Raw genomic sequence first — 26980 nt, 5'->3', positions numbered from 1 at the left:
ATAAACCGGATTAAGTGGATAACAATAACGTGGAGTGAAACATGAACAAGGGATTCAACCGAAGTAACGTTGCTGGCGTTGTCGCCGCGATGCTGATGGCCGGCATCGCCGGAACGGGGCATGCGGCACCGGCACACGATAAGCAAGTGATTGGGTATTTGACTCAGTGGGAAGCCTGGAAAGGCCCGAATGAAGGTTTTAGTGTGAAAGGGGAAGCCACGCACTTAAACATTGATATGGATATTTACTCAATCCTTAACTTTTCGTTCTTCGGTGTGGCAAAGGATGGCTCGTTACATAGCGGTGATTTGCGCAATAAAAATATCTACCAGCCAGATGTCCAGCAGGAGCCGGGCCCGCTGTTGCACCCGGACGTTTATTCCAGCTGGGATTTTCACATTCTTTGGGGCGAGCTGGAGTATATTCACCAATACCCGGTTGATGAGCCCTGGAATGCAGAACAGCTGAAAAAAGTGCGTGATCAGGGCTTCGTTCCTCACGGTGGGGGTTGGCTGCATGAACCAACCGGGATCACCGGTCAATTTCCGATTCCGCTCAAGAAAGTCGGTGGTGCGCCGGGGCTGATTGACTTGGCCCACCAGAAAGGGGTGAAGGTCATGGCTTCGCTCGGGGGCTGGAGTATGTCCAAGCACTTCCCTGAGATGGCTGCTGATCCCGTGAAAAAGGCACGTTTCCTGGCTGATATCGACAAGCTGATGGCGCTTGGTTTTGACGGCATCGACATTGACTGGGAATTTCCGGGTAGTGGAGGGATGAATTTCCCGGGGAATCCAACTGATTTCGCAGATTTTGAACAGTTGATGGAAGATATTCGTGGGCGGATTGGGCCAAATAAATTGCTCACCGCCGCTTTTTCGGCAGCGCCTGCAAAACTTGAAGGGTACAACTGGCAGCGCCTTGTTGCCTCAATGGATTACTTCAACATGATGACCTACGACCTGAATGGCGGTTGGTCTAATGTCGCGGGCCATAACTCACCACTGTATGGATATCCGGAAGAAGAATTTGCCGAGTTTAACCTGGATTACCTGCGCAACTGGATGGCCGCGAAAGGCGTTCCGGCCAATAAAATTAACTTTGGCGCAGCATTCTATGGTCGCGGTGTTCAAACCACAGAGCCGGTGGCTTATGTCGGCGCGCCGACAGACAAACGGACCGTGAATTTCAGTGTCGATGGACCGACTTTATCTGCTGTTGACCTGGATAACTGGAAACTGTTCGAAGGTCAACCGAACTATAACTACATTATGAAGCAGTCGGGATGGGAGCATCAATGGGATGCCAACGCCCAGGTGCCTTATGCCGTCAAAGGTAAATACTTCCTCAGTTACGATGATGTTCAGGCCATTGAGAAAAAAGCCCAGTATATCGTGGATAACCAACTGGGCGGGGTGATTGTCTGGCAGGCCCATGGTGATATTGAATGTCAAGGGACCTTCATTAACCGTGGACCTCGACTCAAAGAATGTACTCAGTTGAGTTCACCACTGGCAGAAGCCATTGATCGGGTCTTTAGTGCCGGGACGGTGCCGAATACTGCGCCGGTCCTGACGGTACCGGCGGCACAACATGCCAACGCCGGCCAGGTAATCAGCTTCGTTGTCTCCGCAACGGATGCTGATGCAGACCCGCTCACGTTCACGGCTGCCAATGCGACGGTCGTTGAACATGGTGACGGTACGGCAACGGTGACTTATCAGGCGCCGAATACGGCAACCGACTTGCAGGCCGTTGTGACTGTGACGGTGAGCGATGGGCGTAAACAAGTGGCCAAAGATGTCGTAGTCCATGTGAAAGGTTCCGGTGATGTCGGCAATACCGCGCCTGTTCTTTCGGCACCGGCAACAGCCACGGTGGCCAGTGGCCAGCAGGTCGTGATTTCGGTGACGGCTGATGATGCGAATGGTGATGCACTGACTTATACCGCTTCCAGCGGAACGGTTGCTGTGACTGAGACAGGCGCCGACATTACATTGACGGCGCCTGCCGTCACCGCTGATACCAACGTCGATCTGGTTGTCACCGTCTCTGACGGGCAGGCGACCGCCAGTGCGACAGTTGTTGTCACGGTGACAGCAGATGCGGTGCCGGTTTGGGATGCGAACCAGGTTTATGTCGGGGGGGATATCGTGGTCTATAACGGTGTGAAATATAAAGCGAAGTGGTGGACAAGAGGGGAGCAACCCGACACCAGTGACGTTTGGCAGCAAATCTGATCGGCACGAATCCGAGACTCATGGTGAGTCGAAAACCACAGCCCTGCACATTGCAGGGCTGTTTGCTTTGGGCTGTGATGGTAGGACAAACACCCGTGGCGGCACTATAGTTAAGTTGACGAGGGAGGGTCGGTTCGGCTCAACAGGGACGGTCATGAGTCAGGGATGCTTGGCTATTGATGAAGGTGGGCGGTTATGGAGCTACGTAACAAGTCTGGAGAGATTGCCAAACTTGCTGATAATCTGACATTGAAAGAAATTGTCGATATGGGGTTCACCCTGGACATTTGCGATGAAAGTTATGACCCCAATGAGCATTGGCAGGCGACGGGTCGAGAGCGTCGGCGTAAACAAGGTGAATATCCTTCTGATAAGTAGGAAGGGCTGGAGTTGCGCAAAAGCTGGCGAAATGCCGGCTTTTGTCGTTACAGGGCTGAGTGCACGCCGACGCGTCAGTCTGCGGATGATGGATTTTTATCCATTTGAGCACACTGAATGTGATATTTGTCATATCCACGGAATCAAGACTTTATTTTTATACGGGGGCTGACATGATGGCGTGACGCACCCCGATTACTGTCAGAGCAGTATCTGCCGTGCGGGCATCGTATAATGGCTATTACCTCAGCCTTCCAAGCTGATGATGCGGGTTCGATTCCCGCTGCCCGCTCCACGTTTTTGCCAAGTCCAGCTCTTCCCCACATGTCTTTTGACGATTCCTCTTACTGAACCTGCCTTTTGAACAACGTAGCTGTTGTTCAATGCAACGCTCTCGCCATCACGCCATAAGTCATTAAAAACCGATGGAGGAGTGCGGTGCCCCAGGTGTCATGTAAGCGATGTTCCAGAACGGCTTCGTTGCCGGGAAAATACTCCGGATGATTGATGAGCCAGGTGACCATGGCTGACCAGCTCATCCCGAGATGTGCATGAGTTGAGTAGGTCCAGTCATTGTGCTTGAGCAGGTAAAAGGGCTCTGCTGAACTGCTGGCGAGCGGGAATGAACCGGCCGGTTTGCGGGAAACCGTATACCGACTGATTGACCAGCTCCAGGTTGTGTGCGAAAGACCGGCCGTTAAGCTGTCTTGGTGACTGGCACTCGTGTCGACGAAATGAAGTCCAGCGGTACACTTGCACGTCCCTCCCGTACTTTCGCCGCCAAGGGCTTCGACCAGATAATGGTGCGCATCGCCGAACGCAAACAGGGGGCGCCGTCGATGGGCGACTGCTTTTAACCAGGTAACTAAGTGTTGCCGGAAACGGTGATAGGCCTCGCGATGCCACAATCCGCAGATGATAAAACACGAATAGTGGTCAATATTGATTCGCTGCAGTTCTTCCAGGCTGTGAATGATAACGAATGGATTCGTCTCGTGGAGAAGTGTTTCTGTCCATTGACGCCCGACAAGATGAGCCACCTCAGCAGGTGGCTCGTCCAGTTGGACAATGGCAATCGGGAGTTGAGGCATTGCTCCTGCCATGACCACTTAGGCTTCCGTTAGTAGGTCGTAAAAATCGACGGATGAGTTGTAGACGGGTTTGATGATCCCAACCCGAATGGCAAAATCACCAAAATCTTCATCCGGCGCTCCGTCTTTCGACCATTGGCCAATGTAGTCATCGAGTAAAGCCAGGATCTCGTCAATCGGCATGTTGCTCTGGTGTAGTCGTGGGATACGGGTCCCCATGACATTGCCGCCAATATAGAAATCGTAACGATTCAGGGCTCGCCCCACGAGGCCGACTTCTGCCAACATCGCCCTGCCGCAACCATTCGGGCAGCCGGTGATACGAAAGACAAAGGGGTGTTCAGCCATTTGGTGCTGCGCCATCATGCGATCAATTTGGGCGGAGATTTCCGGCAATGCCCGCTCTGCTTCCGCCATAGCCAGTGGGCAGGTCGGAAAAGAAACGCAAGCCATGGCGCTTTTGCGCTGTAGGCTGACGGTGTCGTCGATCAGCCCGTATTCGCGGGCGATCTGATCGATCACTTCTTTTTGCTCCGATGGCACGCCGGCAATGATCACATTCTGGTTCGGGGAAAGGCGAAAATCCCCCTGGTGGATCTGCGCGATCTTGGCCATCCCGCGCTTACGTGGTTTCTCTGGAGTGTCAATCACTCGGCCGCTGGGGATAAACAGGGTGAGGTGATGTTTGCCGTCAACGCCTTCGGTCCAGCCAATCCGGTCTCCGCGGGCCGTAAATTCGTAGGGGTGAACCGGGGAGAATTGGACGCCTGCACGTTGCTCAACCTCTTGCTTGAATGCCTCCACCCCGACGCGATCCAACGTATATTTGGTTTTCGCATTCCGGCGATTGGAGCGGTTTCCCCAGTCGCGCTGGGTTGAAACGACGGCCTCGGCGACTGCCAGCGTGTGTTCGGTCGAAATAAAACCGAATTCGCTGGCCATACGTGGATAGGTGGTTTTGTCGCCGTGGGTCATGGCCAGGCCACCCCCGACCAGAACATTAAAGCCGAGCAGCTGATCACCTTCGCCGATGGCGACAAAACTTAAATCATTGGCGTGCACATCGACGTCGTTCTGCGGCGGGATCACGACCGTGGTTTTGAACTTACGCGGCAGGTAGTTGTTGCCTAAAATGGTTTCCTCTTCTTTCTCGATGGATACCTTCTCACCGTCCAGCCAGACTTCAGCGTAGGCATTGGTTTTGGGCAACAGGTGCTCCGAGATCTTCTTGGCCCATTCATAAGCGGTTTGATGCAATGCGCTTTCAATCGGGTTCGAGGTACAGAGGACGTTCCGGTTGACATCGCCTGCGGTTGCACGGGAATCCAATCCGAGCTGGTTTAACAGTTTGTGGACCGGTTTGATGTCATGTTTCAGCACGCCATGCAACTGAACGGCCTGGCGGTTGGTGACACGGATGGATTCATATTGGGTATTGGTGGACGCGAATTCATCAATGCCAAGCCACTGTTTGGGTGTAATAATCCCGCCCGGCAGGCGGACGCGCAGCATCACGGTATGCAACGGCTCTAGTTTTTGTTTGACGCGCTCGGCCCGGATGTCCCGGTCGTCCTGCTGGTACATGCCGTGGAAACGGATCAGCTGAAAGTTGTCGCCTTCAAAGCCACCGGTGATCAGGTTTTGCAGATCTTCCGTAATGGTGCCCCGTAATAATTTACTTTCTTGTTTTAGTCTTTCGTTGTCAGAGAGTTTTTCATTGCTCATCGTGATAGTCCATTGCCAGGTTATATTGCTCACCGGTGCGTCAATGCACGGCATCGTCAAGAAAACTATCACTCGCTGTTGCGCGGAAACAGGTACAGATGGATGTGAAAAATGGCATAACAGATTGTTTTTTATAACCGTTTGGAATTTCTTAAAACCAGAGTCGTTGAATCAGGTGAAATCCCCGCGAAATTAATGAGATATAGTTCTTATTTAGTTCATTTCTTTATATCAATAAGCATGAAGTTGCTTATTTTAAATAAAATTGAGAATTATTATCGTGTAAGATCCGTTCATCATCGGATGGTGTTCAGGCTGGGGTTATGCGTATTCAATTTGGTTTTATCTACTTTTTCCTGTTAATGGTCGGAGCCGGACAGTCGATTGTTTTTGCCATTTTCCCGGCTCTGTCCCGCGAATTAATGATGACAGAGCTGCAAGCCGGTTTGGTGATCAGTACTGCGGCATTTATTTCTTTTGTTGTGTCTCCGTTCTGGGGACGTCGGGTGGACAAAGCAGGCAGTAAGTCATCCCTGATCCAGGGCGTTGCAGGCTATGGTTTCTTTAATATGGCATTTGCCGGCGTGCTCTGGTTGGCGATAGACACGACTATGTCCGTTGTCGCTGTATTTCTGCTATTGGTCCTGACCCGTTGTTTGTTTGCCTTTTTCACGTCTGCAATTTTGCCTGCGGCACAGACTTATCTGATTTCCCATACGAGTGCTGAAGAGCGTCCGGCCAAAATGGCGATGATCGGCATGATGTTCGGGCTTGGGATGATTCTCGGTCCTGCGGTAGGCAGTGCGCTGGTCTCGGTTGGCATTCTGGTGCCGATTGTGTTGAGTGCGTTGATTATGTTGTTGCCGCTCCCCTTTGCCGCCAAGCATCTGCACGAAGCGCCCGTCACTCAAAAACAGCAATCCGGGGGGAATGAAAAGCTCCGTTTTCGTGATGCCAGAATTCGTCCGTATTTCCTGTTGATGCTGACGGTCTATGCAATCTTCTCCGCAATTCAGCAAACGATCGCTTTTTCTTTGCAAGATTTATTATCTTTTGACGCCGTGACGACTGCGCAGTGGGTCGGGATTGCTTTTATGGTTTGTGCGGTTGCCTCGGTCATTTGCCAAGGGGTGATGATTCAGAGATGGCAGTTTAGTGGTCAGCAACTGATCACGATTGGACTCGTGTCGATAATGATTTCGTTGACTGTCTTTATCGCCGGACAAGGGCTGGTGGCCGTGATGATAGCGTTCGCTGCCTTAGGCGTTGGTTTCGGATTTGTCTATCCGGGCATTGTCAGCAAGGCATCCCTGTCTGTCACCGGGCAGCTTCAGGGACAAGTCACAGGTGCGCTCCAGGCGGCAATGTCTCTGGGATTTATCGTCGGTCCCCTGATTGGCGCGGGGCTCTATGCCGAGATCGGGCAGTGGGTTTATGGGGTGCTGCTCTGCTTGCTGGTCAGTACATCACTTTATGTCTGGTTTAATCGGGACAAAAGCGAAGAATCTGAAGTGCCGGTGTGAATGATGTGGTCATCAACGAGAATCCTGTCCCATCTTTCATGCTCAAAGCGGGCCTTTAATGCATGAGGCCCGATGTATAATGTTGAAGTGGCAAACGTATTGAGTTGACTTTTTCGCGACATATCTTTATCAAGCATGTTTTTGTATTTCTTGTGAAGATTGTGATGTTGTCATCTCTCCCGCCACTTGTAACTCTATCGTTTGCCATTGTCTTAGAAGTGTTGGCGACTTCGTGGTTGCCCAGAACCAATCAGTTTACTGCGGTTGTGCCCACCGCCGGTGTCTTGGTGGGCTATGGTCTGGCGTTTTACCTGCTGTCTCTGACGGTGCAGAACATGCCTTTGGGCGTGGCGTATGCGATTTGGTGCGGTGCAGGGATCGTACTGGTCGCGTTGATTGCCTGGTTATTGCATGGCCAGAAGTTGGATGGGTACGCGATAGTCGGCATTGCCTTGATTCTGCTTGGCACCGTGATCATTAATGTATTTTCGACGGCAATCGATCATTAATCGGCACACAAATAAAAAAGCCCTGACGTGAGCAGGGCAATAAACAACATCAACAAAGGTAGAGAATGGGGTTAGACGTGCTTTTCAGCGTAAGCCGGGCTGTTGACCCAGTTGTGGTCTTCTTCCCAGGTAAAGAGCCATTTTCGGGTCGGCCCGGCCATGACGTTCAGGTAGTAACTGTCGTAGCCGGCCAGGGTGGCAACCGGGTGATAGCCTTTCGGTGCCATCACCACATCCTTGTTGTACACGGCCATTGATTCATCCAGTGATCGGTCATCGGTGTATACCCGCTGCATGCAAAAGCCCTGGGAAGGATTCAGACGGTGATAATAAGTTTCTTCCAGATAAGTTTCGTGTGGTTCATTATCCTGATCATGCTTGTGGCTTGGGTAGGAGCTGGTGTTTCCTTCATCGGTATAGACTTCCACCACTAACAAGCTATCGGCCGCCTGGTCATCCGGCAGGATGTTATGGACATAACGCTGGTTATTGCCATGGCCGCGTTGCTCGGCGCCGATAGCATCCGGGGCAATTAAGCGGGTCGGGTAAGTGCCTTTCCCCGGTGCCTGACAGACCGCCAGTTCCAGCGCCGTATTGGCCACCACGGCATAACTTTCCCCCTGCGTCACATACACCGCGTAAGGCTTTTTGCGCTCAAACGGATCCATGCGATCCCCGATATTTTCAAAGGTCGCGGTCGGAGTGCTGATCGTCGCTTTACCAGCGACCAGCACCAGGCAGACTTCACACTCAGAGGCCGGCATGTCGATTCGTTGGCCAACTTCGAGTTCAAATACCTCAAATCCGACATATTTCCATGCTGCAGATGCGGGGGTAATGTGCTGCGTCCGGCCTTGTGCGTCGGGCGCATGATATTTTGATAGTAATTTGGACATCCTGGACCTCTGCTTGCGTGGGGCACGGGCACCCTCGCTTCCTGTTAAAGGGTATGATCTGATTTCAAACTTTCATTTAATCTACCATGTGGAATTTTTATTTCAACTCCGAGTGATCATGAAATTGCGAACATGTCGCACTCACAGCAAAGCATCAGGTGCATTTCGGTGATGAAGCGCAGCGAGGTGCCAGTTGTCAGTCAGACGCATGAATCCTTGATGCGGGATGGACAAGTACATTGAAGGCCGACCCGGATCACAAAAGAAGTTGATATTTCATAATTATCTTGAAATGAAAAAAATGTTCCATATAGTGATTTCAATCAAGTGAAACGATCCCTCGGATGAGGCAGAACCGGCTTCCGCAGGCAATCAGGATGGATTCTGCCAGGATATGATTTATTGGAGAGACAGTGGTATGAGCACCTTACGAATGACGACCGCCCAGGCGCTGGTGAAGTTTATGAATCAGCAATATGTCGAAGTGGACGGTGAGCAACATCGATTGATCCACGGCGTGTTTACCATTTTCGGGCACGGGAATGTTGTTGGTTTGGGCCAGGCACTGGAGCAGGATGCCGGCGAGCTGGTGGTCCATCAGGGCTGTAATGAACAGGGTATGGCCCACATTGCGATGGGGTTTGCCAAGCAGCACAAGCGTAAGAAAATCTACGCTGTGACCTCTTCGGTTGGTCCGGGTGCGGCGAATATGGTCACGGCTGCTGCAACTGCTACGGCAAACCGCATTCCGGTTCTGTTTCTGCCGGGAGATGTGTTCGCGACCCGCCAGCCGGATCCGGTGTTACAGCAGGTCGAGCAATATCATGACAATACGATCAGTACCAATGACTGTTTCCGTCCGGTGTCACGCTACTGGGATCGGGTGTCCCGACCTGAGCAATTGATGTCGGCGATGATCAATGCGATGCGGGTACTGACGGATCCGGCAGATACCGGCGCAGTCACGGTCTGTTTGCCGCAGGATGTACAGGGGGAAGCGTTCGATTTCCCTGAGTATTTCTTCCAAAAACGGGTGCACCGGATTGAGCGCCGTCCGGCAACGGAAGCCATGATTCAGGATGCGGTCGAACTGATCCGCCGCAAGAAGAAACCGATGCTGATTTGCGGCGGCGGGGTTCGCTACAGCGAAGCGCATGAGGCATTTCGTCAGTTTGCCGAGCAGTTCAATATCCCGTTTGGCGAAACGCAGGCGGGCAAAAGCGCGATTGTCTCCGAACATGAGCTGAACCTGGGCGGCGTGGGAACCACCGGTGGCCTGGCTGCCAACCTGATTGCTAAAGAGGCGGACCTGGTGATCGGGGTCGGGACCCGCTTTACTGATTTCACCACAGCCTCGAAATCTTTGTTCCAGCACCCTGAGGTTGAATTCCTGACCCTGAACGTGGCCGAGTTCGATGCTCATAAACTGGATGCCACCGCGGTGGTGGCCGATGCCCAAGTAGCGATGAGTGCGATTGGGCTGCAGCTGGCTGAGGCTGACTATCGCAGCAGTTACCGTGATGAAATTACCGACGCCAAAGCGGCCTGGAACGCAGAACTGGCGCGTTTGTTTGCGGTTGAATATCAGGAAGGGTTTTCCCCTGAGATTGCAGGCCAGCTGGATGACAAACTGCCGGAATACAGCGATGCGCTGCAAACCCGCCTGACCCAGACTCGGGTGCTGGGATTGCTGGATCAACATCTTGAAGACGATGCGATTATCGTTGGTGCGGCGGGCTCGCTGCCGGGCGATCTGCAACGGGTCTGGCAGCCGAAACAGCCGGATACCTATCACATGGAATACGGTTATTCCTGCATGGGCTATGAAATTGCGGCATCCGTCGGGGCAAAAATTGCCCGTCCGCAGCAGCCGGTTTACGCGATGGTCGGCGATGGCTCCTACATGATGTTGCACTCGGAGCTCCAGACTGCGATCCAGGAAGGGCTGAAAATCACGGTGTTGCTGTTTGATAATGCCGGTTTCGGCTGTATCAATAATCTGCAAATGAGCCAGGGGATGGGGAGTTTCGGTACGGAAAACCGCCATCGCGATCCGGCGACCGGCGGCATGACCGGCAACCTGGTGAAAGTCGATTTTGCCAAGAATGCCGAAAGTTATGGCTGTAAAGGGTATACGGTTCACACTGAAGCCGAGTTGCTCGCTGCGCTGGAAGATGCCAGACAACAGCCGGTTTCAACCCTGATTGATATTAAAGTGCTACCGAAAACCATGACCCATGGCTATGAGTCCTGGTGGCGTACCGGCACCGCCCAGGTGGCCGAGAACCCGGACGTGGTTGCGGCGGCAGAATCGATTCAACAGGTGCTTGAGACCAAGGCAAGGCAGTATTAATACTTGCGATGGCAGTGAGGGGCGGTGAGCGCTGCTCATTTGCATTAGGCGATCACAGCCCTGTATTCAAAGCGCGTTGCTGAATACAGGGCTGTTTTTTTAGGCCGTTGTTGTCTCAGTTCGCATGGTGAAATGCACATTTCATTTTAGGCGGTTTCGATGAACTGCCGTTTGGCTTCGACACCGGTTGGGAAGGCGGAGTCGGGTGAACCAGGTGCCTTCCTGTCAGTGCCAGCCAAGGCCAGTGATGACGAGCGGTAGACCGAAACTTCCTGTGAGATCACATAATGAAATGCTTGTTTTTAAATTGATTGAAAATAAAATAAATATTTCGTATAAATGATGTATCGAAACAAATGGTGCTTTGCAGTCACCCAGCGTGAAAGCAGAGGCAACCCGGTTGCTTGTGCTGGCAGGCATTCAGGGCCCACACGCCGCTGGTGTAAGGCAGGAGCTGTTAAGGAGCTATGGAAGTGAATACCGAAAAAAAATTTGATGTGATTTGTATGGGCCGGATCGCGGTCGATTTATACGGTCAGCAGATTGGTGCCCGACTGGAAGATATGGGCTCATTTAACAAATACCTGGGCGGTTCATCGGGCAATGTGGCGTTCGGCACTGCGCGCCAGGGGCTGAAATCGTCCATGCTGGCCCGGGTCGGGGATGAGCACATGGGTCGATTTTTGCGTGAGGAGTTGGCGCGGGTCGGTTGTGATACCAGCCACCTGATCACCGATAAAGATCGTCTGACCGGCCTAGTGATCCTGGGCATCAAAGACGAAGATACGTTTCCGCTGATTTTCTATCGTGATAATTGCGCGGACATGGCAATCACCAGTGAAGATTTTACTGAAGAGTACATTGCCTCTGCACGCTGCCTGGCGATCACCGGCACCCATTTGTCCCACCCGAAAACCCGTGAAGCCGTGCTGACCGCGCTGAAATATGCCCGTCGCAATGGCGTTAAAACTGCGTTGGATATTGACTACCGCCCGGTACTCTGGGGCCTGACTTCACTCGGTGACGGCGAGACGCGTTTCATCGAATCAGAGCAAGTCACAGCACAGCTGATGGAAGTGCTCGGGTTGTTTGACCTGATTGTCGGTACCGAGGAAGAATTTCATATTGCCGGTGGTTCGACCGATACTGTCGAGGCGTTGCGTAAGGTACGCGAAGTTTCCCAGGCTGAATTTGTCTGTAAGCGCGGGCCGCTCGGCTGCTCAGTGTTCTCTGGCGCGATCCCCGATACCCTGGATGAAGGGATCACGATTCACGGCGTGCGCGTCGATGTACTGAACGTGCTGGGGGCCGGTGATGCATTCATGTCCGGTTTGCTGCGCGGATACCTTAACGGTGAGAGCTGGGAGCAGGCATGTGCCTACGCCAATGCCTGTGGGGCGCTGGTTGTTTCCCGTCATGGCTGTGCCCCGGCGATGCCAACCAAGATTGAACTGGATAATTATCTCGCGCGTGCTGAAGCGGTGCCGCGCCCGGATCTGGACGCTGAGCTGAATCATCTGCACCGGGTTACGACCCGCGATAAAGCGTGGGATGAACTGTGCGTGATGGCGTTTGACCACCGGATCCAGTTTGTCGATATGGCTCGTGCTGTCGGTGCCGATGTGTCCCGCATCAAACCGCTGAAACAATTGATCCTCAAAGCCAGCCAGGCCGTGGCGGAAGAAGCCGGGTTGCAAGGCAAAGCCGGCTTGCTGTGTGACAGTACATTTGGCCAGGACGTGCTCAATGAAATTACCGGTCAGGGCTGGTGGATCGGCCGGCCGATTGAGCTACCGGGCTCGCGTCCGCTGGAGCTGGAGCACGGGAACATCGGCTCTCAGCTGGTCGACTGGCCGTTGGAGCACATTGTGAAATGCCTGGTGTTCTTCCACCCGGAAGATGATCACCCAACCCGGTTGCGTCAGGAAAGCAAGGTTAAAGAAGTTTACGAGGCCTGTTGTAAGTCCGGCCATGAACTCTTGCTGGAAGTGATCCTGCCGGCCGACATGGAAAGAAGTGATGCGCTCTATCTTCGGGCCATGCAACGCTTCTACAATCTGGGCGTGAAACCGGACTGGTGGAAACTACCGCCGATGTCGGCACAAAGCTGGCAGCAGGTCTCCGATCTCGTTGCCGAGCGCGATGCTTTCTGTCATGGCGTGGTGCTGCTGGGGCTTGATGCGCCGCAGGAGGAGCTGAAAACCGGGTTTGCAGCCGCTGCGGATCAGCCGCTTGTGAAAGGATTTGCAGTCGGGCGGACCCTGTTTGGTCAACCGTCCCGCGAGTGGCTGGCCGGCAGTATTGATGATGACCAACTCATTCAGCAAGTCAAAGCCAACTATCACAACCTGATCACCCTGTGGCGTCAGCGCGGCCAGGACTAACATCAAATCGAAATAAAGGAGTTTCACCATGGCTGTTCAACTTGGAATCAACCCTCTGACCTGGACCAATGATGATTTACCGACGCTTGGCGCGGAAACGCCGCTGGAAACGTGCCTGACGGAGGGCAAGCTGGCGGGTTTTGCCGGATTTGAGCTGGGCAATAAGTTTCCGCGTGAAGCCAGCGTCCTCGGTCCGATCCTGGCCGGTCACGATCTGCAGCTGGTCTCTGGCTGGTATTCGCTGGAGCTGCTGACACGCTCTGTTGAAGAAGAAATTGAAGCCGTACAGGGCCACTTGACCTTGCTGCGTGAACTGGGTGCGACCGTAATGGTGGCTTGCGAAGTCACCGACTGTATCCACGGCGCGCAGGACACGCCGGTCCATCTGCGTCCGCAATTCCCGGCGGAGCGCTGGGAAGAGTACGGTCGCAAGCTCACTGAATTTGCCCGCTATACCCAAAGTCAGGGCGTGCAGATTGCCTATCACCATCACATGGGCACCGTGATTGAAACCGCGGCGGATGTTGACAACCTGATGCAACATACCGGGCCGGAAGTCGGTCTGCTGCTTGATACCGGCCACCTGACGTATGCCGGAGCCGATCCGGTGGCCGTCGCCCAGCGCTGGGCCGATCGGATCAATCACGTTCACTGTAAGGACATTCGTCCGGATGTGCTGGCCGATGTTAAAAACCGTAAGCTGAGTTTCCTCGATTCCGTGCTCAATGGTGTTTACACCGTTCCGGGCGATGGTTTCATCGACTACCCGGCTGTGTTCAAAGTTCTGAAAGAACACAACTATAGCGGTTGGCTGGTGGTGGAAGCCGAGCAGGATCCGGCTGTGGCAAATCCGCTGACCTACGCGACGCTGGGTTACAACAACCTCCACCAGTTCGCCAAGGACGCCGGGCTGTTGTAAGCCGGATGATCCAAAGATTGAGTTCAAAAAGCGCCGGATGGCGCTTTTTTTTTTTTCGCTTTAGCACATCGAAAGGAAGGATAAACATGATCGTGACGGATCCCTGGTTTTATGTCACTGCGGTCCCGGCTGTGTTGATCTATGGTATCGGCAAAGGCGGGCTTGGCGGGGCGCTCGGTATTATTGCGGTGCCGCTGATGGCACTGAGTGTATCGCCCGTTCAGGCGGCTGCGATCATGATGCCGATCCTCTGTGCGATGGATTTCTTTGCCGTTCGCCAGCATTACCGTCATGCCGACCGAGAGCAACTGAAGCTGATGTTACCGGGATCTCTGGTGGGTGTGGGGTTGGCCGGTCTGCTGATGGGTGTGGCGCCTGAATCAGTATTGAAGCTGCTGATAGGCGGCTTGTCGCTGTTTTTCTGCCTGCAATATTGGATGAGCCGGGAAGCACCCGAACCACCTGCGGGAGGAGGGCTCAGTCAGGTCAGAGCTTGGTTCTGGAGCCTGCTCAGCGGCTTTTCCAGCACCACAATCCATGCCGGTGGCGGGCCTGCCAGTATTTATCTGCTGCCTTTAAAACTGGAGAAGGTCACCCTGATTGCCACCATGGCGGTGCTTTTTGGCCTAGTGAACCTCGCCAAGCTGGTCCCTTTTACGCTGTTGGGGAAATTTGACAGTATGAATCTGATGACGGCGCTGGTGTTGATGCCCCTGGCTCCAATTGGGGTGAAAACCGGGGTGTGGTTGTTGCACCGGGTCAGCCAGGATTGGGTCTATCGCTTGTGTTACCTGTTCTTATTTCTCTCCGGGTGCAAGTTACTGGTCGATGGCCTGGCCGGATGAGGACGCGCCGGACAAAGTCGTCATGCTGACGGCTGTTCCGTGCTATCCAGGCCAGCAGATGAATCTGAATCAATGGAATGACGCGGCTGAAAAATAAACGGGGTTTCAATAGATGAAATGGTTATTTTGTTTTCAGGGCGTGTTGTGTTCCATTGTCTTCTTGGCCGCAATGGACCTTGTGGTCAATATGCATCTGGTTTAAATGGGTGGCTTTGAAAACGCTTTATTCATCGAGTTAATCGAATGTTTAGTGATTAAAGGTGTGAACAGCATCCTTGATTTTTACAGGTTCACTCCCTTTCTACGGAATAATGTTACCTGGCAAGCAAAAATGAATGTTTCGTTTTTATTTTTGATGAAATAAAAATTTCCAATTGGTATATTCTTTTTATCAACTGAGTCATCACTTGCTTGCGCTCTCAAGGCTTGAAGCGATCCTGAAACAGGAACCGTCAAGGCGGATACAGCAAGGATGAAACGAACGAGACAAACTGGGTTCTGTTTATAAGGAGTAGTCATGTACAACATTGCACTGTTCGGCGCCGGTCGAATCGGCCAGGTTCATGCTGTCAATATTGCCGATCACAAGGAAACGCAGCTTTATTCAGTGATTGACCCGTTTTCACCCGGGACTGCAGCACTGGCTGAGAAATATGGCGCCAAGCAGCAAACGACGGAAGAAGCGCTGGCAGATCCGAATGTACACGGCGTGCTGATAGCCTCAGCAACGGATACACATGCGGAGCTGATTGAGCTGGCCGCCAAAGCCGGAAAGGCCATTTTCTGTGAAAAGCCGGTGCACTTGGATATTGAGCGGGTGCGCAGTTGCCTGGCAATCGTTCAGCAACACCAGGTGCCGTTGTTTGTCGGTTTTAACCGCCGCTATGATCCGCAGTTCCGCAAGGTGCGTGAAATGCTCAGTGCCGGCAGTATCGGTAAAGCTGAATCTTTACTGATCACCTCCCGCGATCCGTCGCCACCACCGGCAGAGTACGTCAAAGTGTCCGGCGGTATGTTCCGCGATATGACCATCCACGATTTCGATATGGCCCGTTTCATCATGGGTGAAGATCCGGTGTCTGTATATGCCCAGGGCAGCAACCTGGTGGATCCGGCCATTGGTGAGGCCGGTGATATTGATACCGCTTTTGTGGTGATGAAGTTTCCGTCCGGTGCGATGGCCACCATCTCCAACAGCCGCCGTTCCGGTTATGGCTATGATCAGCGCATCGAGCTGCACGGGGAGAAAGGTCTGCTGACTGCGAAAAATATTCATGAGAATGCGGTAGAGCAGTGGGGAGAGGCAGGCTGCGTGGCTGCGAAACCTGAGCACTTTTTCCTGCAGCGCTACGAAGCGGCCTATAAAGCAGAATGGTCGCACTTTGTTGATGTGCTGGCTGGCCGCGCTGAGCCGGAGTGTAACGGCAACGATGGTGAACAAGCGCTGCTGCTGGCAGACAAGGCCATTGAATCCATGCTGAGCGGTAAAGAAATCAAGTTATAACCTGCTTCGCGGGCTGCACAGGCAGCCCGCACTTTTCAATTCAGATCCAATCACACCAGTGCCAACGGACTTTGGCTTTGGAAAAGCGTGTTATACAAGCTTGGAGGTATCATGCTTGCTTTTCTCTCGTTTATGGGATTTACCCTGTTTGTGGCAGGGTTTGCTTACTATAAAACCCGCAATGCCCATCTCACGGATTCCGCGGAAGGTTATTTTCTCGGCGGGCGATCGCTGACCGGGGTGTATATCGGCGGATCCATGTTGCTGATGAATTTATCGACCGAACACCTGGTTGGTTTGAACGGCCTGTCTTTTCGAACCGGCTTTATCGTCATGGCCTGGGAAGTCATGGCGGCGATGACCATTGTGCTGTTTGCCATCTTCTTTTTGCCGCGCTACCTGAAGTTGGGGATCTCGACGATCCCGGAATATCTGGAGCGCCGTTTTGATAAACAAACCCTCACCATCACTTCCATCCTGTTCCTGGGGATGTATGTGATTTCGCTGTTGCCGATTGTACTCTATACCGGTGCCATCGCGTTGGAGAGCCTGTTCCAGGTCTCGCATGTGTTTAATGTCGATAAAGACACGGCTATGTGGATCATGGTCTGGGGTGTCGGCGGAATGGGCGCGCTGTACGCCGTCTTTGGCGGTATCAAAGCGATTGCCGTGGCGGATACCATGAACGGGGTCGGTTTGATTGTCGGCGGTTTGATGGTGACCCTGTTTGCGCTGGCTTACGTCGGCGACGGCAACGTCTGGTCCGGATTGGTTGAGGTATATCAGAGCCACCCGGAGAAGTTTAACTCTATCGGCGATCAGGACTCGCTGGTGCCGTTCTCGACCTTGTTTACCGGCCTGATCATTTCCAACATGTTTTTCTGGTGTACCAACCAGTCGATCGTGCAAAAAGCGCTGGGCGCGAAAAACCTGGCGGAAGGGCAGAAAGGGGTGCTGCTGTGCGCCTTCTTTAAACTGATGATCCCCCTGATCATCATTTTGCCGGGCATCATTGCCTTCCACGTGTTCCAGGGACAAATCGATAACCCGGATCATGCCTATCCAAACCTGGTCCAACTCGTGTTGCCGGAAGTGCTGGTGGGCTTTTTCGCCGCTGTGGTCGTTGGCGCTGTGTTCTCCACCTTCAGTGGCGGCCTGAACTCCTCGGTGACCCTGTTTACGGTCAATATCTTCAAGAAGTCGCTGAAACCGGATGCGACCGAGGCGGAAACGGTGAAATTGGGTAAATTTCTCGGTCTGGGGCTGGCGCTGGTGTCGATGATTGTCGCGCCGTTGGTGGCCAATGCGCCGGATGGTCTGTTCTACCTGATCCAGCAATTACAGGGGATTTTCAACTCGCCGATCCTCAGTGTGGTGCTGGTCGGGCTGCTGACCAAACGCGTTCCCGCTATCGCGGCTAAGTTGGGCTTGGTGTTCGGGATGTCTGCTTACATTCTGTTTAACTTTGTGGTGAAGATCGATATTCACTTCTTCCACCTGGTCGGCCTGCTGTTTGTGATCAACGTGCTCTTTATGCTGATTGTCGGTTACTTCTATCCGCAACAAGCTTATGAAGAAGTGTATACCGAACAGGTTGATATCAAGCCCTGGTCGATGTCGCTGCCGGTTTCTGTGTTGATCACCCTGGGCTCGGTTTCTATGTATATCTTCTTGGCCCAGAACGTTCCGGGTTGGCTGATGAGTGGGTATTACATTCTGGCTTCCGTCGCCCTGGCCTATGTGTTCTGGTCGATTGGTCGTGAGCTGATGAAAAGCCCGCGGATGGTTGCCCGTACTTAACCAGAGTCGGCACAGCACAGGCAAAACATCATTAGAACGTAACCCCGGTCTGATACACCGGGGTTATACCCAAGTGACCTTCAATCGGTGTTTCTTCTCTTAAGATCCGACGCGAGGTGACTTGGGTATACGACGTTTGGACATACTATGGAACAGTCACTTTTACCCAATATTTTTGATTATCTGTCGACGGTTGATCCCTTCGACCACCTCACCGCTGAAGCGCGCAATGCCCTGGCGTCTTCGGTGGACATTCTTTACCTGATGAAAGGCGAAGCCCTGGACGGTCATAAGATTGTCGGCCAGGGCTTGTTTATTGTCCGGCTCGGAGCGGTAGAGCAGTGCAACCCGGATCGTTCGTTGCGGGCCCGGCTGGCGGACGGCGACCTGTTCGGCTTCAGTCAGCTCCACAGAAACGGGGCGTGTGATTACACCCTGACCGCGCTTGAAAATACGCTGCTTTACCGGATCCCCAAACAAGTGTTGATGCAGCTGATTGAAGAGATCCCGGCGGTTCGGGATCACTTTGCAGCCCAGGAATCGGTGCGGCTGGCCAGCACGGCGGCCATGGCTGAAGCGGCGGATGAAGCCATGTACTTGCGTCCGGTCAGTGAAGTCACCAATCGCAATCTGGCCCTGGTGTCGGCATCGACCCCAATCCGTGACGTTGCACAGGCTATGGTCGCGCAGCATCGCTCCAGTGCCCTGGTGATGGCTGGCGAACAGCTGGTTGGGATCGTCACCGATCGGGATATGACCAAGCGGGTGATCGCCGAAGGCATTGCAACGACCGAGCCGGTCGAGGTGGTGATGACCCGGGATCCCCAGGTCATTGACGGTCAGTCATCATTGATCGAGGCCATTGAAGCCATGATGCTGCATAACGTCCGTAGTTTGCCGGTGATTGAGCAGGGCGAAGTCACCGGCGTGCTGACCGCGACCAGCCTGGTGGAGAAAAGTCAGGTCCAGGCGGTGTTTTTAATCAATCGGATCTATCGTCAGGAGTCACTGGCGCAACTCAAGGCATTGCTGCCGCAACGCCAGGCTGTGTTTGAGACGCTGGTCGAAACGGGGATGCATGCGCGTTCGGTGCAACAATTAATGGCGTTGGTGGCCGATGCATTTAATAAACGGCTGCTGCAACTGGGCGAGCAAGCGCTGGGTGCTGCACCCATGCCTTATGCCTGGTTTGTGGCCGGCTCCCAGGCGCGCAATGAAATTCATGGTTTTTCCGATCAGGACAACGGACTGATCCTGGCCCGCGAGCCTGATCCGGAAGAGAAAGATTATTTCCGCCGTCTGGCTGAGTTCGTTTGTTATGGTCTGGCGGAATGCGGCTACAGCCTTTGCCCGGGGCATATGATGGCAACTAACCCGCGCTGGTGTGTCTCCCTGGAGCAGTGGCTGGCGTATTACCGCGAATGGATTGTTCACCCCGAGCCGCAGGCCTTGCTGGACATTTCGGTGTTTCTCGATGTGCGTTTTCTCTATGGTCAGGCCGAACTGGTCGACATACTGAAGCACAAGCTGACGACATATATCCGGGGCAATCGGCGTTTCCTGGCGATTCTGGTCGCGAACTCGTTGCGGGTGTCTCCGCCGCTGGGGATGTTCCGCCAATTTGTGCTGGCCAAAGATGGTGAGAATCGCAGTGTGTTTAACATCAAGAAACAGGCGCTTAGTCTGCTGGTCGACTTGGCACGGATTTATGCTTTGGCGGCGGAGAGCCGGGAGACGGAGATGAGCAAACGGCTCCAGGCTGCCGTTGACGGTGGGGTGATCAGCCCGGCCAGCCGGCAGGAGCTCCTGGAAGCGTTTAGTTTTATTAATCAGGTGCGTTTTCGCCATCAGCGGATCGCCATGCAGCGCGGTGAAACGGCAAGTCATACCATTGCGCCGGCGCTGTTGACCCAGTTTGAACGCAACCATCTCAAAGATGCGTTCCGGATTATTGCCCGCTATCAGGAAGCGGCACAGCAGCGGTTTCATGCTAGGGGAGTGTTACGATGATCAAGCGGTTATTTCAATCCTTTCATCCGCTGGAACAGCTCGAAAAGCAGCGTCAGGCAGAATGTGGCAAAGGCACGCTGGCAACCCATCTCAAGCCGATATTCCAAGCGCCTGTCCCGGCGCCGGACACCCCGCTGGAAGCGCTGGATTTGGTGGTGCTGGATTTTGAAACCTCGGGGCTGGACCCGGAAACCGACGCTATCTTGTCGGTCGGGATGGTTGAAATCCGCCAGCAAATCCTGTCGCTGTCTTCCGGTCAGCACTATTACCTGCTGGCAGCGGATGCGGTGAAACCGGAAACCGCGGTGATTAATCATATTGTGCCGGAAACCCTGGCGGGCGGAATGACCGAGCAGACTTGTGTCGAGAAAATTATTGCCGCCCTGGCCGGAAAAGTTGTGGTGGCCCACGGGGCGGCGATTGAGCAAGGTTTCCTGCGCCGTGCCTTCCAACTGGCTCCCGATGCGCCGTTGCCGCTGGTTTGGCTCGATACCCTGATGCTGGAGCGGTCGCTGTCGGCTAACCGCGGCAAAATGAACCCGGACCTCAGGTTGTGTCATATTCGCGAGCAGAAAGGGTTACCACCGTATCTGGCGCACAATGCGCTGGCTGATGCAGTGGCGACCGGAGAATTATTGTTGGTGCTGATCCGGGAAATCTTTGCCGGGAAAACCCCGGTGCTGGGGCCTTTGGTCCAACGGTCGTTGAAAGGTTACGCCTGAGAGGCTGCGGGCGGTTGGGGTTGTTGGTGCGGGCCCGACTGCTCGAAAATCAGGGCAACCGCTAAGGTTTGAACCAGACACTGAGTCGCCGACAGCGAGCGAAACGCATCAACCTGGGCTTCTTTGACCACAAAGCAGATATCACTGAGAGAAGCCAGTGGGCTGATTTGACTGTCAGTCAGCACGATTTGCTGTGCGCCTTTGGCGGCTGCAATCTGACTGGTGATCAGGGTCTCTTCCGCATAGGGCGAGTAGCTGATCGCAATCACCACATCCTCCGGACCAACCATGCTGATCTGCTCTTTGAACATCCCGCCGCTGCCATCAACCAGTGAGGCTTTGCGATCCAGGTGGCGCAGGGCATAGGTCAGATACGAGGCAATGCCGAATGAGCGGCCCAGTCCGACAATGTAAATATGGTTGGCCTGATTGAGCAGGGTCACCGCTCGCCGCAGCATGTCAGGCTGGATCTGGTTGGCCAGCCGCTCCATCGCCATGGCATTGGCGTGGGTAAACTCGTACAGAATATGCTCCGGTCGCTCCTTGACCGCTTGATCGCCCTCGAGTTGCCGGAACAGGCTGGCACGCTCGGTGTAACTGGACGTCTCTTCGACCAAATGCATTTGAAAGATCTGTTTGATCTCGTTAAATCCGTTGTACTCAAACGCACTGGCGAAGCGGATCAGGGTTGACGGGGGCACTGCTGCAGCTTTGGCAATGGCAGCAACGGTATCAAAGGCGACGCTGTTGGGGTTATCAAGCACATAGCCAGCCACTTGCTGAAGGCGCTTGCTGAGGGTCGGGTAGCGTTGTCGTACATCCTGTTGGAACTGACTGACGTTGGTAATTGGGTTCATGGTGATACCAATTGAAATTTTTATTTCGATATTCTCGCTTAATTCTCATATTTGCGCAATTTATGAAACGAAGATTCCATTTTATGTCACGGTTCTTATTGTACGTTCTCCAAACGTTACAGCGTGGACAGGCGCCACCAAGTTTCCCTGTTGTTGAATCGACTGTTTAAAAGGTGAATTTTTTCATGATGTTAGCTATTTTTCTGCGCATCATTCAGGGCCAGGTCTGATCACTGACTTACTTTGATTGGGATAAACCGATAGATGTACTGAGAGATCAAATAGTTAGATGGTGCAATACGAATGAAGCATACCCGGGAAGAATGGTCGCTAAAATCCGGATGCCCAACTTGAATGTTTGCATTATTTGTGGGCTACATCTGGAAAAAGCATTTCATCTTGTCGGGAAAAGTGAATACAATGGCGTCGGTATGCCTATGGGGAGCTTGATATGAATGCCGCAAACAGCCTGACTGAGCTACAGGATCAAATTCGTGAAAAATACGATGGTCTCAGCAAGCGATTACAACAAGTTGCAGGCTATGTGCTTGATAACAATAACAGTGTGGCCTTCGATACGGTCGCAGTGATTGCTCAGCATGCGGAAGTCCCGCCCTCGACGCTGATCCGGTTCGCCAATGCCTTCGGTTTCAGTGGCTTTAATGAAATGAAACAGCTGTTCCGGCAAAACTTGCTGGAAGAGACGGCCAACTATACCGATCGGATCCGCTTGCTCAAAGAGCTGGATGATGACGCTGCGCCGCCGGAGCAGCCGATTGATATTCTGCAGGCGTTTTCCCGTGCGAATGCCCAGGCCATGCAGCAGCTGGCGGCACAAACCGAGCCGGAAAAACTTGATGCGGCGATCGATATTCTCAATCAGGCCGAAAGCATTTATCTGATTGGTCTGGGGCGCTCGTTCAGTGTCGCTTCCTACCTGACGTATGCGCTGCGCCATCTGAACCGTCGGGCGTTTCTGATTGACGGGTTGGGGGGGATGTTCAAAGAGCAGATCAGTATGATAGGCCCGAAAGATGCGGTGATTGCGGTCAGCTTTTCACCCTATGCCAAAGAAACCGTGATGCTGAGTGAAGTGGCGGCGCAAACCGGCACCAAGCAGGTGATTATCACGGATAGCCAGATCAGCCCGCTGGCCTCATTCAGTGATGTCTGTTTCGTGGTCAAAGAAGCCCAGGTCGATGCATTCCGCTCCCAGGCCGCATCGTTGTGCCTGGCTCAAACCCTGGCGGTCTCGTTGGCGTTCCGGCAGGATGAAAACAAGAAATCCTGAGTCGGGGGGAATCCGTAACCAAGTACTTAAAAACGCCTGGCTGAGTCAGGCGTTTTTGTATCTTGTGCTTGATGAACCAAGAGGAGGTTATGATTGCAATTTGATCATTATTGTTTATTGATCAATATCTTGCCTTCATAACCTTCACATTGGATACTGTATCAAACGTGATTGAAATCCAAATCATTCTGAGCCCGTCGGAGAAAGCATGATGTTCGTTATCAGAAAAGCGACGTTAGCCGATGCCAATCGCATTAGTCACTTGATCGTGCCTTTGACTCAAAAATATGTTTGTCCGACCTGTGATGAGTCCGTTCATCCCATTCTGTTGGACTCAATGTCAGGCAGCAATATCAAAAAGTACCTGTCAGAAAATTATCAATATCACGTGGCATTAAATCGTGATGATGGGGTGGTTGGCGTTGTTGGTGTTCGTGAGCTGACGCATTTGTATCATCTTTTTGTCAGTGATCATTATCAAGGGCAGGGATTAGCGAAACAGCTTTGGGAAATTGCAAAATCAGAGGCGGTTTCAAACGGAAATAAGGGGCGGTTTACGGTCAATTCAGCGCTTAATGCAGAGAAAGTCTATTTGAATTTTGGTTTTTCTCGGATGAATGGCATTAGAAACCGAGGAGGAATGATTGATATTCCAATGGTTTTGGATGAAAGTCATCTCACAGAAGTAATCTGAAACACGGGCCCTGATTCAATGTGAAAAAGCCTAATGAGGGCTCTTTTCATTCATTTTATACATTAACAACGTGGATAAAATGCAAACCCGGCGATGTTCAAGGCCGAACAACGGAAGAACCTTACCAAGGGTAAGCCTTCGTTATTGATGACAGCACAGGGAGAAAGAGGGATGAGTTGTATATTTTGTGACATTGTTTCTGGTAAAGCGCCGTGCCATAAAGTCTGGGAAGATGAAGAACACCTGGCTTTTCTGTCGATATTTCCCAATACCAAAGGGTTTACGGTTGTGATCCCAAAGGCACATTATTCCAGCTACGCTTTTGAACAACCGGATGAAGTCTTATCAAAGCTTATTCTAGCAACCAAGCAAGTCGCTTTACTGCTCGATAAAGCATTTGATGGGGTTGCAAGGACCGGCATGTTCTTTGAGGGATATGGCGTTGATCACCTTCACAGCAAGTTATCGCCGATGCATGGCACGGGCAATGATTCTGAGTTCCAACTGGTTGAATCAAATATTGATAAGTTCTATGAACAATATGAAGGCCACTTATCATCCCATGATTACCAGCGGGCAGATGATGCGGAGCTGAGTCAAATCGCAGCCCATATTCGAGCGTGTGCGGACTAAGCTATCGTTGCCATTCTCTACACGGTGAGTTATGCGGTCATCGTCAAGTCGTCGCGCGGTCGGGTACGGCTAAAGTGTGAACAGACCGCGATGTTTGGGGGAACGGCAGCCTGCTCACAGGGTATTAATTTGAGTAGAAGGGCAGGTTAGAAGTCGACCCAGGCGGAGTGGCTATCGGCGGATTCGACACATTTCTCGCACAGGCGTACGCCATTGATCCCGGCATCAATCCCCGGGATCCAGATGCTGGCTGCCGTTTCCTCATCGCCGCGATTCATTGCATCAAACACCAGGGCAAAGCGATGATACAGGTTAGCCCAGGACTCGAAATAACCTTCGGCATGGCCGCCACCAATGTGGCTGGCGGCAACGCCCTCAATTTCCTGATACAGGTAGCCCATGCCGCGATCCAGGATTCGTGGCGGCTCTCCCTGAATTTCAAACCGCAGTTGGTTCGGATGCTCATCCCACCATTCGATGGAGGCTTTCGAGCCGACAATCCGGATTTTCTGCTGGTGCATCGAACCGGCATTGACCGCAGATGCCCACAGTGTCCCGACGGCGCCACCTTCAAACTCCATCATGACATGAGCGTTGTCTTCGAGCGGGGCGCGGGACGGAATAAAACTCTGGCGCATACAGGACAGGCGGCTCACTTGCATGCCGGTGATCATTTCACACAGGTAAAATGCGTGGGTGCCGATATCGCCGATCACATACGTCGGGCCGGAGACTTCAGGGCTGACGCGCCATTTCAGGCCGGGCTCTTTTTCCTCAAAGGCTTCGTTATGGAAGCCATGGGCAAACTGCATGTTGACGACGCGGATCTCACCGAGATCGCCTCGGGCGACCATTTCACGGGCCTGGTGGATCATCGGGAAGCCGGTATAACCGTACATCACACCAATCACGCGCTGCTTCTCTGCAGCTAGCGCTTTCAGCTCCTCGGCTTCTACGGTGGTAAAAGTGATCGGTTTTTCACACACCACGTGCAAACCGGCACGCAATGCAGCTTTGCAGATTTCGTAATGGGTGGCGTTCGGGGTGGCAATGGATACGGCCTGAATGCCGTCTTCGCGCTGTGCTTCGGCTTCGAACATCGCCTGATAGTTCGGATAGCAGCGTTCGCCGTCCAGGCCGATATTGACGCCAAAATCGCGGCAGCGGTCCGCATTCAGGTCAAAAGCGCCGGCCACCAAGCTGAACAAGCCATCTCGCTGTGCGGCGTTGCGGTGCGAGTAGCCAATCTGGCTGCCCCGGCCACCCCCGACCATGCCCCAGCGAATGGGTTGTTCGAATCGACGTTCTTCATGAAACATAATTAAATCTCCGTAAAAAATGGGGCCAGTCGCAATTAGGTGTTTTTTTGTTGTCGCTGCTACCCGAAATGGGGTTAGAACCACGTTGAACATGATGTGAACAATATAGTCCAACTCAAACTTAATTTGAAATATATATTTCGCATTTTGTGATTTTGGAATAAAAAAGAGCGGCGCCATGCCGCTCTCGAAAGTCATGAAGGGAAGATCAAGCGCTTTTCTTGTGGCGCTTCATATCAAAGATAACGGCAACCACAATCACCAGCCCTTTGACCATCTGCTGCCAGTAAGCCGAGACATTGAGCAAATCCAGCCCGTTTTGTAGCACACCCATGATCATGGTGCCGATGATGGTGCCCTGAATCGTGCCAATCCCGCCGGCATGAGAGACGCCGCCGACAGTGGCGGCCGCAATGGCATCCAGCTCATACATCACGCCCAGTCCCGGTTGACCGGAGTTGATCCGCGCGGCCAGGATCAGTGCGGCGATCCCGGCCAGTACACCGGCGTAGGTGTAGACCAGGATCTTGTATTTTTTCACGTTGATCCCCGAGACATAAGCTGCTGTTTCGTTGCCGCCGATGGCGTAGGCGTATTTGCCGAAGCGTGTATAGTTGAGCAGGATGTAAGAGACCACGGCCATCACGATAAAGATCAGCACCGGCACCGGCAGGCCGAGCACGCTCCCCTGACCAATCCACTGGTATGATTCAATCAGGCTGCTGACCGGTCGACCATCGGAATAGAGCAGGGCCGCGCCACGGGCAATAATCATCATCCCCAGGGTGGCGATAAACGGTGGGATCCCGGTATAGGCAATTAAGGCGCCGTTGATATAACCGCACAGGGCACCGACCGCCAGCGCCGCTAGGATCGGTACGATCACCGGCAGCTCCGGTAAGTTCGGATACATCCGCATGCCCCAGTCGAGGCTTTGCGCCATACTGGCGGAGACCACCGCAGCCACGGCGAGTACCGAGCCTGAGGAAAGATCAATGCCCCGGGTAATAATGATGATGGTTACCCCGAGTGCCAGCAGACCGATACTGGCCATCTGGGTCAGAACATTGAGCAGGTTCGCCACGGTCAGGAAGACCGGGGAGAGAATTGACATCACGATACACATGGCGACAAAGACCATATAAATCGCATATTTCGACATCCAGCGACTGTAGCGCTGGCTCTGTGCTGCCTTGCCATCAGTGGTGGCAGCCATGATTTTCGCAATCATAATTCTTTCCTTGTGCAGGAAGATGACCGGGTTGAATGGATATCGGACGATCTTCCGTA

22 protein-coding genes and 1 tRNA gene are annotated in these 26980 nt (G+C 53.1%); 16 read left to right on the top strand and 7 right to left on the bottom strand.

All coding sequences use genetic code 11. The annotated features are described in order from the left end of the window. Nucleotides 1-41: 41 nt before the first annotated feature. The 3 genes from NH461_RS20000 to NH461_RS19990 all read left to right on the top strand — a co-directional run bounded on the left by NH461_RS20000 (nt 42) and on the right by NH461_RS19990 (nt 2910). Nucleotides 42-2237 (top strand): glycosyl hydrolase family 18 protein, encoded by a 2196-nt coding sequence (locus NH461_RS20000; protein WP_261604353.1) that lies wholly within the window; start codon nt 42-44, stop codon nt 2235-2237. Nucleotides 2238-2432: 195 nt separating this feature from the next. Next, nucleotides 2433-2615, top strand: a complete 183-nt coding sequence (locus tag NH461_RS19995; RefSeq protein ID WP_261604352.1) for a hypothetical protein — start codon at nt 2433-2435, stop codon at nt 2613-2615. A gap of 220 nt (nt 2616-2835) precedes the next feature. Further along, a tRNA-Gly gene (locus NH461_RS19990) sits at nt 2836-2910 on the top strand. A gap of 85 nt (nt 2911-2995) precedes the next feature. Here the strand turns inward: NH461_RS19990 and NH461_RS19985 are convergent. Both NH461_RS19985 and cysI read right to left on the bottom strand, forming a co-directional pair. Continuing rightward, nucleotides 2996-3718 (bottom strand): hypothetical protein, encoded by a 723-nt coding sequence (locus NH461_RS19985; protein WP_261604351.1) that lies wholly within the window; start codon nt 3716-3718, stop codon nt 2996-2998. A gap of 6 nt (nt 3719-3724) precedes the next feature. Then, nucleotides 3725-5431, bottom strand: a complete 1707-nt coding sequence (gene cysI, locus NH461_RS19980) for an assimilatory sulfite reductase (NADPH) hemoprotein subunit (protein WP_261604350.1) — start codon at nt 5429-5431, stop codon at nt 3725-3727. 323 nt (nt 5432-5754) lie between these two features. Between cysI and NH461_RS19975 the strand changes: the two genes are divergently transcribed. Continuing rightward, on the top strand, nt 5755-6954 hold the full coding sequence (locus NH461_RS19975; RefSeq protein WP_261604349.1) for an MFS transporter: 1200 nt from the start codon (nt 5755-5757) through the stop codon (nt 6952-6954). 164 nt (nt 6955-7118) lie between these two features. Then, nucleotides 7119-7463 (top strand): DMT family transporter, encoded by a 345-nt coding sequence (locus tag NH461_RS19970; protein ID WP_261604348.1) that lies wholly within the window; start codon nt 7119-7121, stop codon nt 7461-7463. A 71-nt stretch (nt 7464-7534) separates the two neighbouring features. Here NH461_RS19970 and iolB read toward each other — a convergent pair whose 3' ends face one another. Next, complete coding sequence (gene iolB, locus NH461_RS19965) at nt 7535-8359, bottom strand: 5-deoxy-glucuronate isomerase (RefSeq protein WP_261604347.1); 825 nt, start codon at nt 8357-8359, stop codon at nt 7535-7537. A 418-nt stretch (nt 8360-8777) separates the two neighbouring features. Here iolB and iolD point away from each other — a divergent pair, with 418 nt between their 5' ends. The 4 genes from iolD to NH461_RS19945 all read left to right on the top strand — a co-directional run bounded on the left by iolD (nt 8778) and on the right by NH461_RS19945 (nt 14860). Next, a complete protein-coding gene (iolD, locus tag NH461_RS19960; RefSeq protein WP_261604346.1) occupies nt 8778-10712 on the top strand; it encodes a 3D-(3,5/4)-trihydroxycyclohexane-1,2-dione acylhydrolase (decyclizing) in 1935 nt (644 codons plus the stop codon). 473 nt (nt 10713-11185) lie between these two features. Further along, nucleotides 11186-13096, top strand: coding sequence for a bifunctional 5-dehydro-2-deoxygluconokinase/5-dehydro-2-deoxyphosphogluconate aldolase (iolC, locus tag NH461_RS19955; RefSeq protein WP_261604345.1), 1911 nt, complete (start codon nt 11186-11188; stop codon nt 13094-13096). A gap of 28 nt (nt 13097-13124) precedes the next feature. Beyond that, entirely contained in the window at nt 13125-14015 is an 891-nt protein-coding gene (gene iolE / locus NH461_RS19950; RefSeq protein WP_261604344.1) for a myo-inosose-2 dehydratase, read from the top strand. Between the two features lie 86 nt (nt 14016-14101). Beyond that, nucleotides 14102-14860, top strand: a complete 759-nt coding sequence (locus tag NH461_RS19945) for a sulfite exporter TauE/SafE family protein (RefSeq protein WP_261604343.1) — start codon at nt 14102-14104, stop codon at nt 14858-14860. Between the two features lie 282 nt (nt 14861-15142). Here the strand turns inward: NH461_RS19945 and NH461_RS19940 are convergent, their stop codons facing one another. Then, on the bottom strand, nt 15143-15379 hold the full coding sequence (locus tag NH461_RS19940; protein ID WP_261604342.1) for a hypothetical protein: 237 nt from the start codon (nt 15377-15379) through the stop codon (nt 15143-15145). Between NH461_RS19940 and iolG the strand changes: the two genes are divergently transcribed. The 4 genes from iolG to NH461_RS19920 all read left to right on the top strand — a co-directional run bounded on the left by iolG (nt 15378) and on the right by NH461_RS19920 (nt 20896). Next, nucleotides 15378-16364: an inositol 2-dehydrogenase gene (gene iolG, locus NH461_RS19935; RefSeq protein ID WP_261604341.1), complete on the top strand. Its 987-nt coding sequence runs from the start codon at nt 15378-15380 to the stop codon at nt 16362-16364. The genes NH461_RS19940 and iolG overlap by 2 nt on opposite strands. A gap of 111 nt (nt 16365-16475) precedes the next feature. Continuing rightward, on the top strand, nt 16476-18164 hold the full coding sequence (locus NH461_RS19930; protein WP_261604340.1) for a solute:sodium symporter family transporter: 1689 nt from the start codon (nt 16476-16478) through the stop codon (nt 18162-18164). 147 nt (nt 18165-18311) lie between these two features. Continuing rightward, the gene (locus NH461_RS19925; RefSeq protein WP_261604339.1) at nt 18312-20174 is read left to right on the top strand and encodes a DUF294 nucleotidyltransferase-like domain-containing protein; all 1863 of its coding nucleotides are present in this window, start codon (nt 18312-18314) and stop codon (nt 20172-20174) included. Next, on the top strand, nt 20171-20896 hold the full coding sequence (locus NH461_RS19920) for an exonuclease domain-containing protein (RefSeq protein WP_261604338.1): 726 nt from the start codon (nt 20171-20173) through the stop codon (nt 20894-20896). The genes NH461_RS19925 and NH461_RS19920 overlap by 4 nt, the downstream gene beginning before the upstream one ends. On the opposite strand, the gene NH461_RS19915 is transcribed toward NH461_RS19920, so the two are convergent. Next, nucleotides 20887-21753: a MurR/RpiR family transcriptional regulator gene (locus NH461_RS19915; protein WP_261604337.1), complete on the bottom strand. Its 867-nt coding sequence runs from the start codon at nt 21751-21753 to the stop codon at nt 20887-20889. The two genes, NH461_RS19920 and NH461_RS19915, sit on opposite strands and share 10 nt — an antisense overlap. A gap of 451 nt (nt 21754-22204) precedes the next feature. On the opposite strand from NH461_RS19915, the gene NH461_RS19910 reads away from it, so the two are divergent. The 3 genes from NH461_RS19910 to NH461_RS19900 all read left to right on the top strand — a co-directional run bounded on the left by NH461_RS19910 (nt 22205) and on the right by NH461_RS19900 (nt 24371). Then, nucleotides 22205-23044, top strand: coding sequence for a MurR/RpiR family transcriptional regulator (locus NH461_RS19910; RefSeq protein ID WP_261604336.1), 840 nt, complete (start codon nt 22205-22207; stop codon nt 23042-23044). Between the two features lie 208 nt (nt 23045-23252). Further along, entirely contained in the window at nt 23253-23738 is a 486-nt protein-coding gene (locus NH461_RS19905; protein WP_261604335.1) for a GNAT family N-acetyltransferase, read from the top strand. A gap of 93 nt (nt 23739-23831) precedes the next feature. Continuing rightward, a complete protein-coding gene (locus NH461_RS19900; RefSeq protein ID WP_261604334.1) occupies nt 23832-24371 on the top strand; it encodes an HIT family protein in 540 nt (179 codons plus the stop codon). 146 nt (nt 24372-24517) lie between these two features. On the opposite strand, the gene NH461_RS19895 is transcribed toward NH461_RS19900, so the two are convergent. Both NH461_RS19895 and NH461_RS19890 read right to left on the bottom strand, forming a co-directional pair. Then, nucleotides 24518-25690 carry a Gfo/Idh/MocA family protein gene (locus NH461_RS19895; protein ID WP_261604333.1) on the bottom strand — a complete coding sequence of 391 codons (1173 nt, stop codon included), beginning with the start codon at nt 25688-25690 and terminating at the stop codon, nt 24518-24520. A gap of 208 nt (nt 25691-25898) precedes the next feature. Next, a complete protein-coding gene (locus NH461_RS19890; protein ID WP_261604332.1) occupies nt 25899-26921 on the bottom strand; it encodes an ABC transporter permease in 1023 nt (340 codons plus the stop codon). Nucleotides 26922-26980: the final 59 nt, after the last annotated feature.

Source organism: Photobacterium sp. TY1-4 (assembly GCF_025398175.1).
In the GTDB taxonomy this organism is placed as follows: Bacteria; Pseudomonadota; Gammaproteobacteria; order Enterobacterales; family Vibrionaceae; genus Photobacterium.
This window is presented reverse-complemented; position numbering and strand designations above follow the sequence as displayed.

Bases quoted from the DNA above. Each gene is read 5' to 3' on its own strand.
- NH461_RS20000 (WP_261604353.1), top strand. From the start codon at position 42: ATGAACAAGGGATTCAACCGAAGTAACGTTGCTGGCGTTGTCGCCGCG.
- NH461_RS19995 (WP_261604352.1), top strand. From the start codon at position 2,433: ATGGAGCTACGTAACAAGTCTGGAGAGATTGCCAAACTTGCTGATAAT.
- NH461_RS19985 (WP_261604351.1), bottom strand. From the start codon at position 3,718: ATGGCAGGAGCAATGCCTCAACTCCCGATTGCCATTGTCCAACTGGAC.
- cysI (WP_261604350.1), bottom strand. From the start codon at position 5,431: ATGAGCAATGAAAAACTCTCTGACAACGAAAGACTAAAACAAGAAAGT.
- NH461_RS19975 (WP_261604349.1), top strand. From the start codon at position 5,755: ATGCGTATTCAATTTGGTTTTATCTACTTTTTCCTGTTAATGGTCGGA.
- NH461_RS19970 (WP_261604348.1), top strand. From the start codon at position 7,119: ATGTTGTCATCTCTCCCGCCACTTGTAACTCTATCGTTTGCCATTGTC.
- iolB (WP_261604347.1), bottom strand. From the start codon at position 8,359: ATGTCCAAATTACTATCAAAATATCATGCGCCCGACGCACAAGGCCGG.
- iolD (WP_261604346.1), top strand. From the start codon at position 8,778: ATGAGCACCTTACGAATGACGACCGCCCAGGCGCTGGTGAAGTTTATG.
- iolE (WP_261604344.1), top strand. From the start codon at position 13,125: ATGGCTGTTCAACTTGGAATCAACCCTCTGACCTGGACCAATGATGAT.
- NH461_RS19945 (WP_261604343.1), top strand. From the start codon at position 14,102: ATGATCGTGACGGATCCCTGGTTTTATGTCACTGCGGTCCCGGCTGTG.
- iolG (WP_261604341.1), top strand. From the start codon at position 15,378: ATGTACAACATTGCACTGTTCGGCGCCGGTCGAATCGGCCAGGTTCAT.
- NH461_RS19940 (WP_261604342.1), bottom strand. From the start codon at position 15,379: ATGACTACTCCTTATAAACAGAACCCAGTTTGTCTCGTTCGTTTCATC.
- NH461_RS19930 (WP_261604340.1), top strand. From the start codon at position 16,476: ATGCTTGCTTTTCTCTCGTTTATGGGATTTACCCTGTTTGTGGCAGGG.
- NH461_RS19925 (WP_261604339.1), top strand. From the start codon at position 18,312: ATGGAACAGTCACTTTTACCCAATATTTTTGATTATCTGTCGACGGTT.
- NH461_RS19920 (WP_261604338.1), top strand. From the start codon at position 20,171: ATGATCAAGCGGTTATTTCAATCCTTTCATCCGCTGGAACAGCTCGAA.
- NH461_RS19915 (WP_261604337.1), bottom strand. From the start codon at position 21,753: ATGAACCCAATTACCAACGTCAGTCAGTTCCAACAGGATGTACGACAA.
- NH461_RS19910 (WP_261604336.1), top strand. From the start codon at position 22,205: ATGAATGCCGCAAACAGCCTGACTGAGCTACAGGATCAAATTCGTGAA.
- NH461_RS19905 (WP_261604335.1), top strand. From the start codon at position 23,253: ATGATGTTCGTTATCAGAAAAGCGACGTTAGCCGATGCCAATCGCATT.
- NH461_RS19900 (WP_261604334.1), top strand. From the start codon at position 23,832: ATGTTCAAGGCCGAACAACGGAAGAACCTTACCAAGGGTAAGCCTTCG.
- NH461_RS19895 (WP_261604333.1), bottom strand. From the start codon at position 25,690: ATGTTTCATGAAGAACGTCGATTCGAACAACCCATTCGCTGGGGCATG.
- NH461_RS19890 (WP_261604332.1), bottom strand. From the start codon at position 26,921: ATGATTGCGAAAATCATGGCTGCCACCACTGATGGCAAGGCAGCACAG.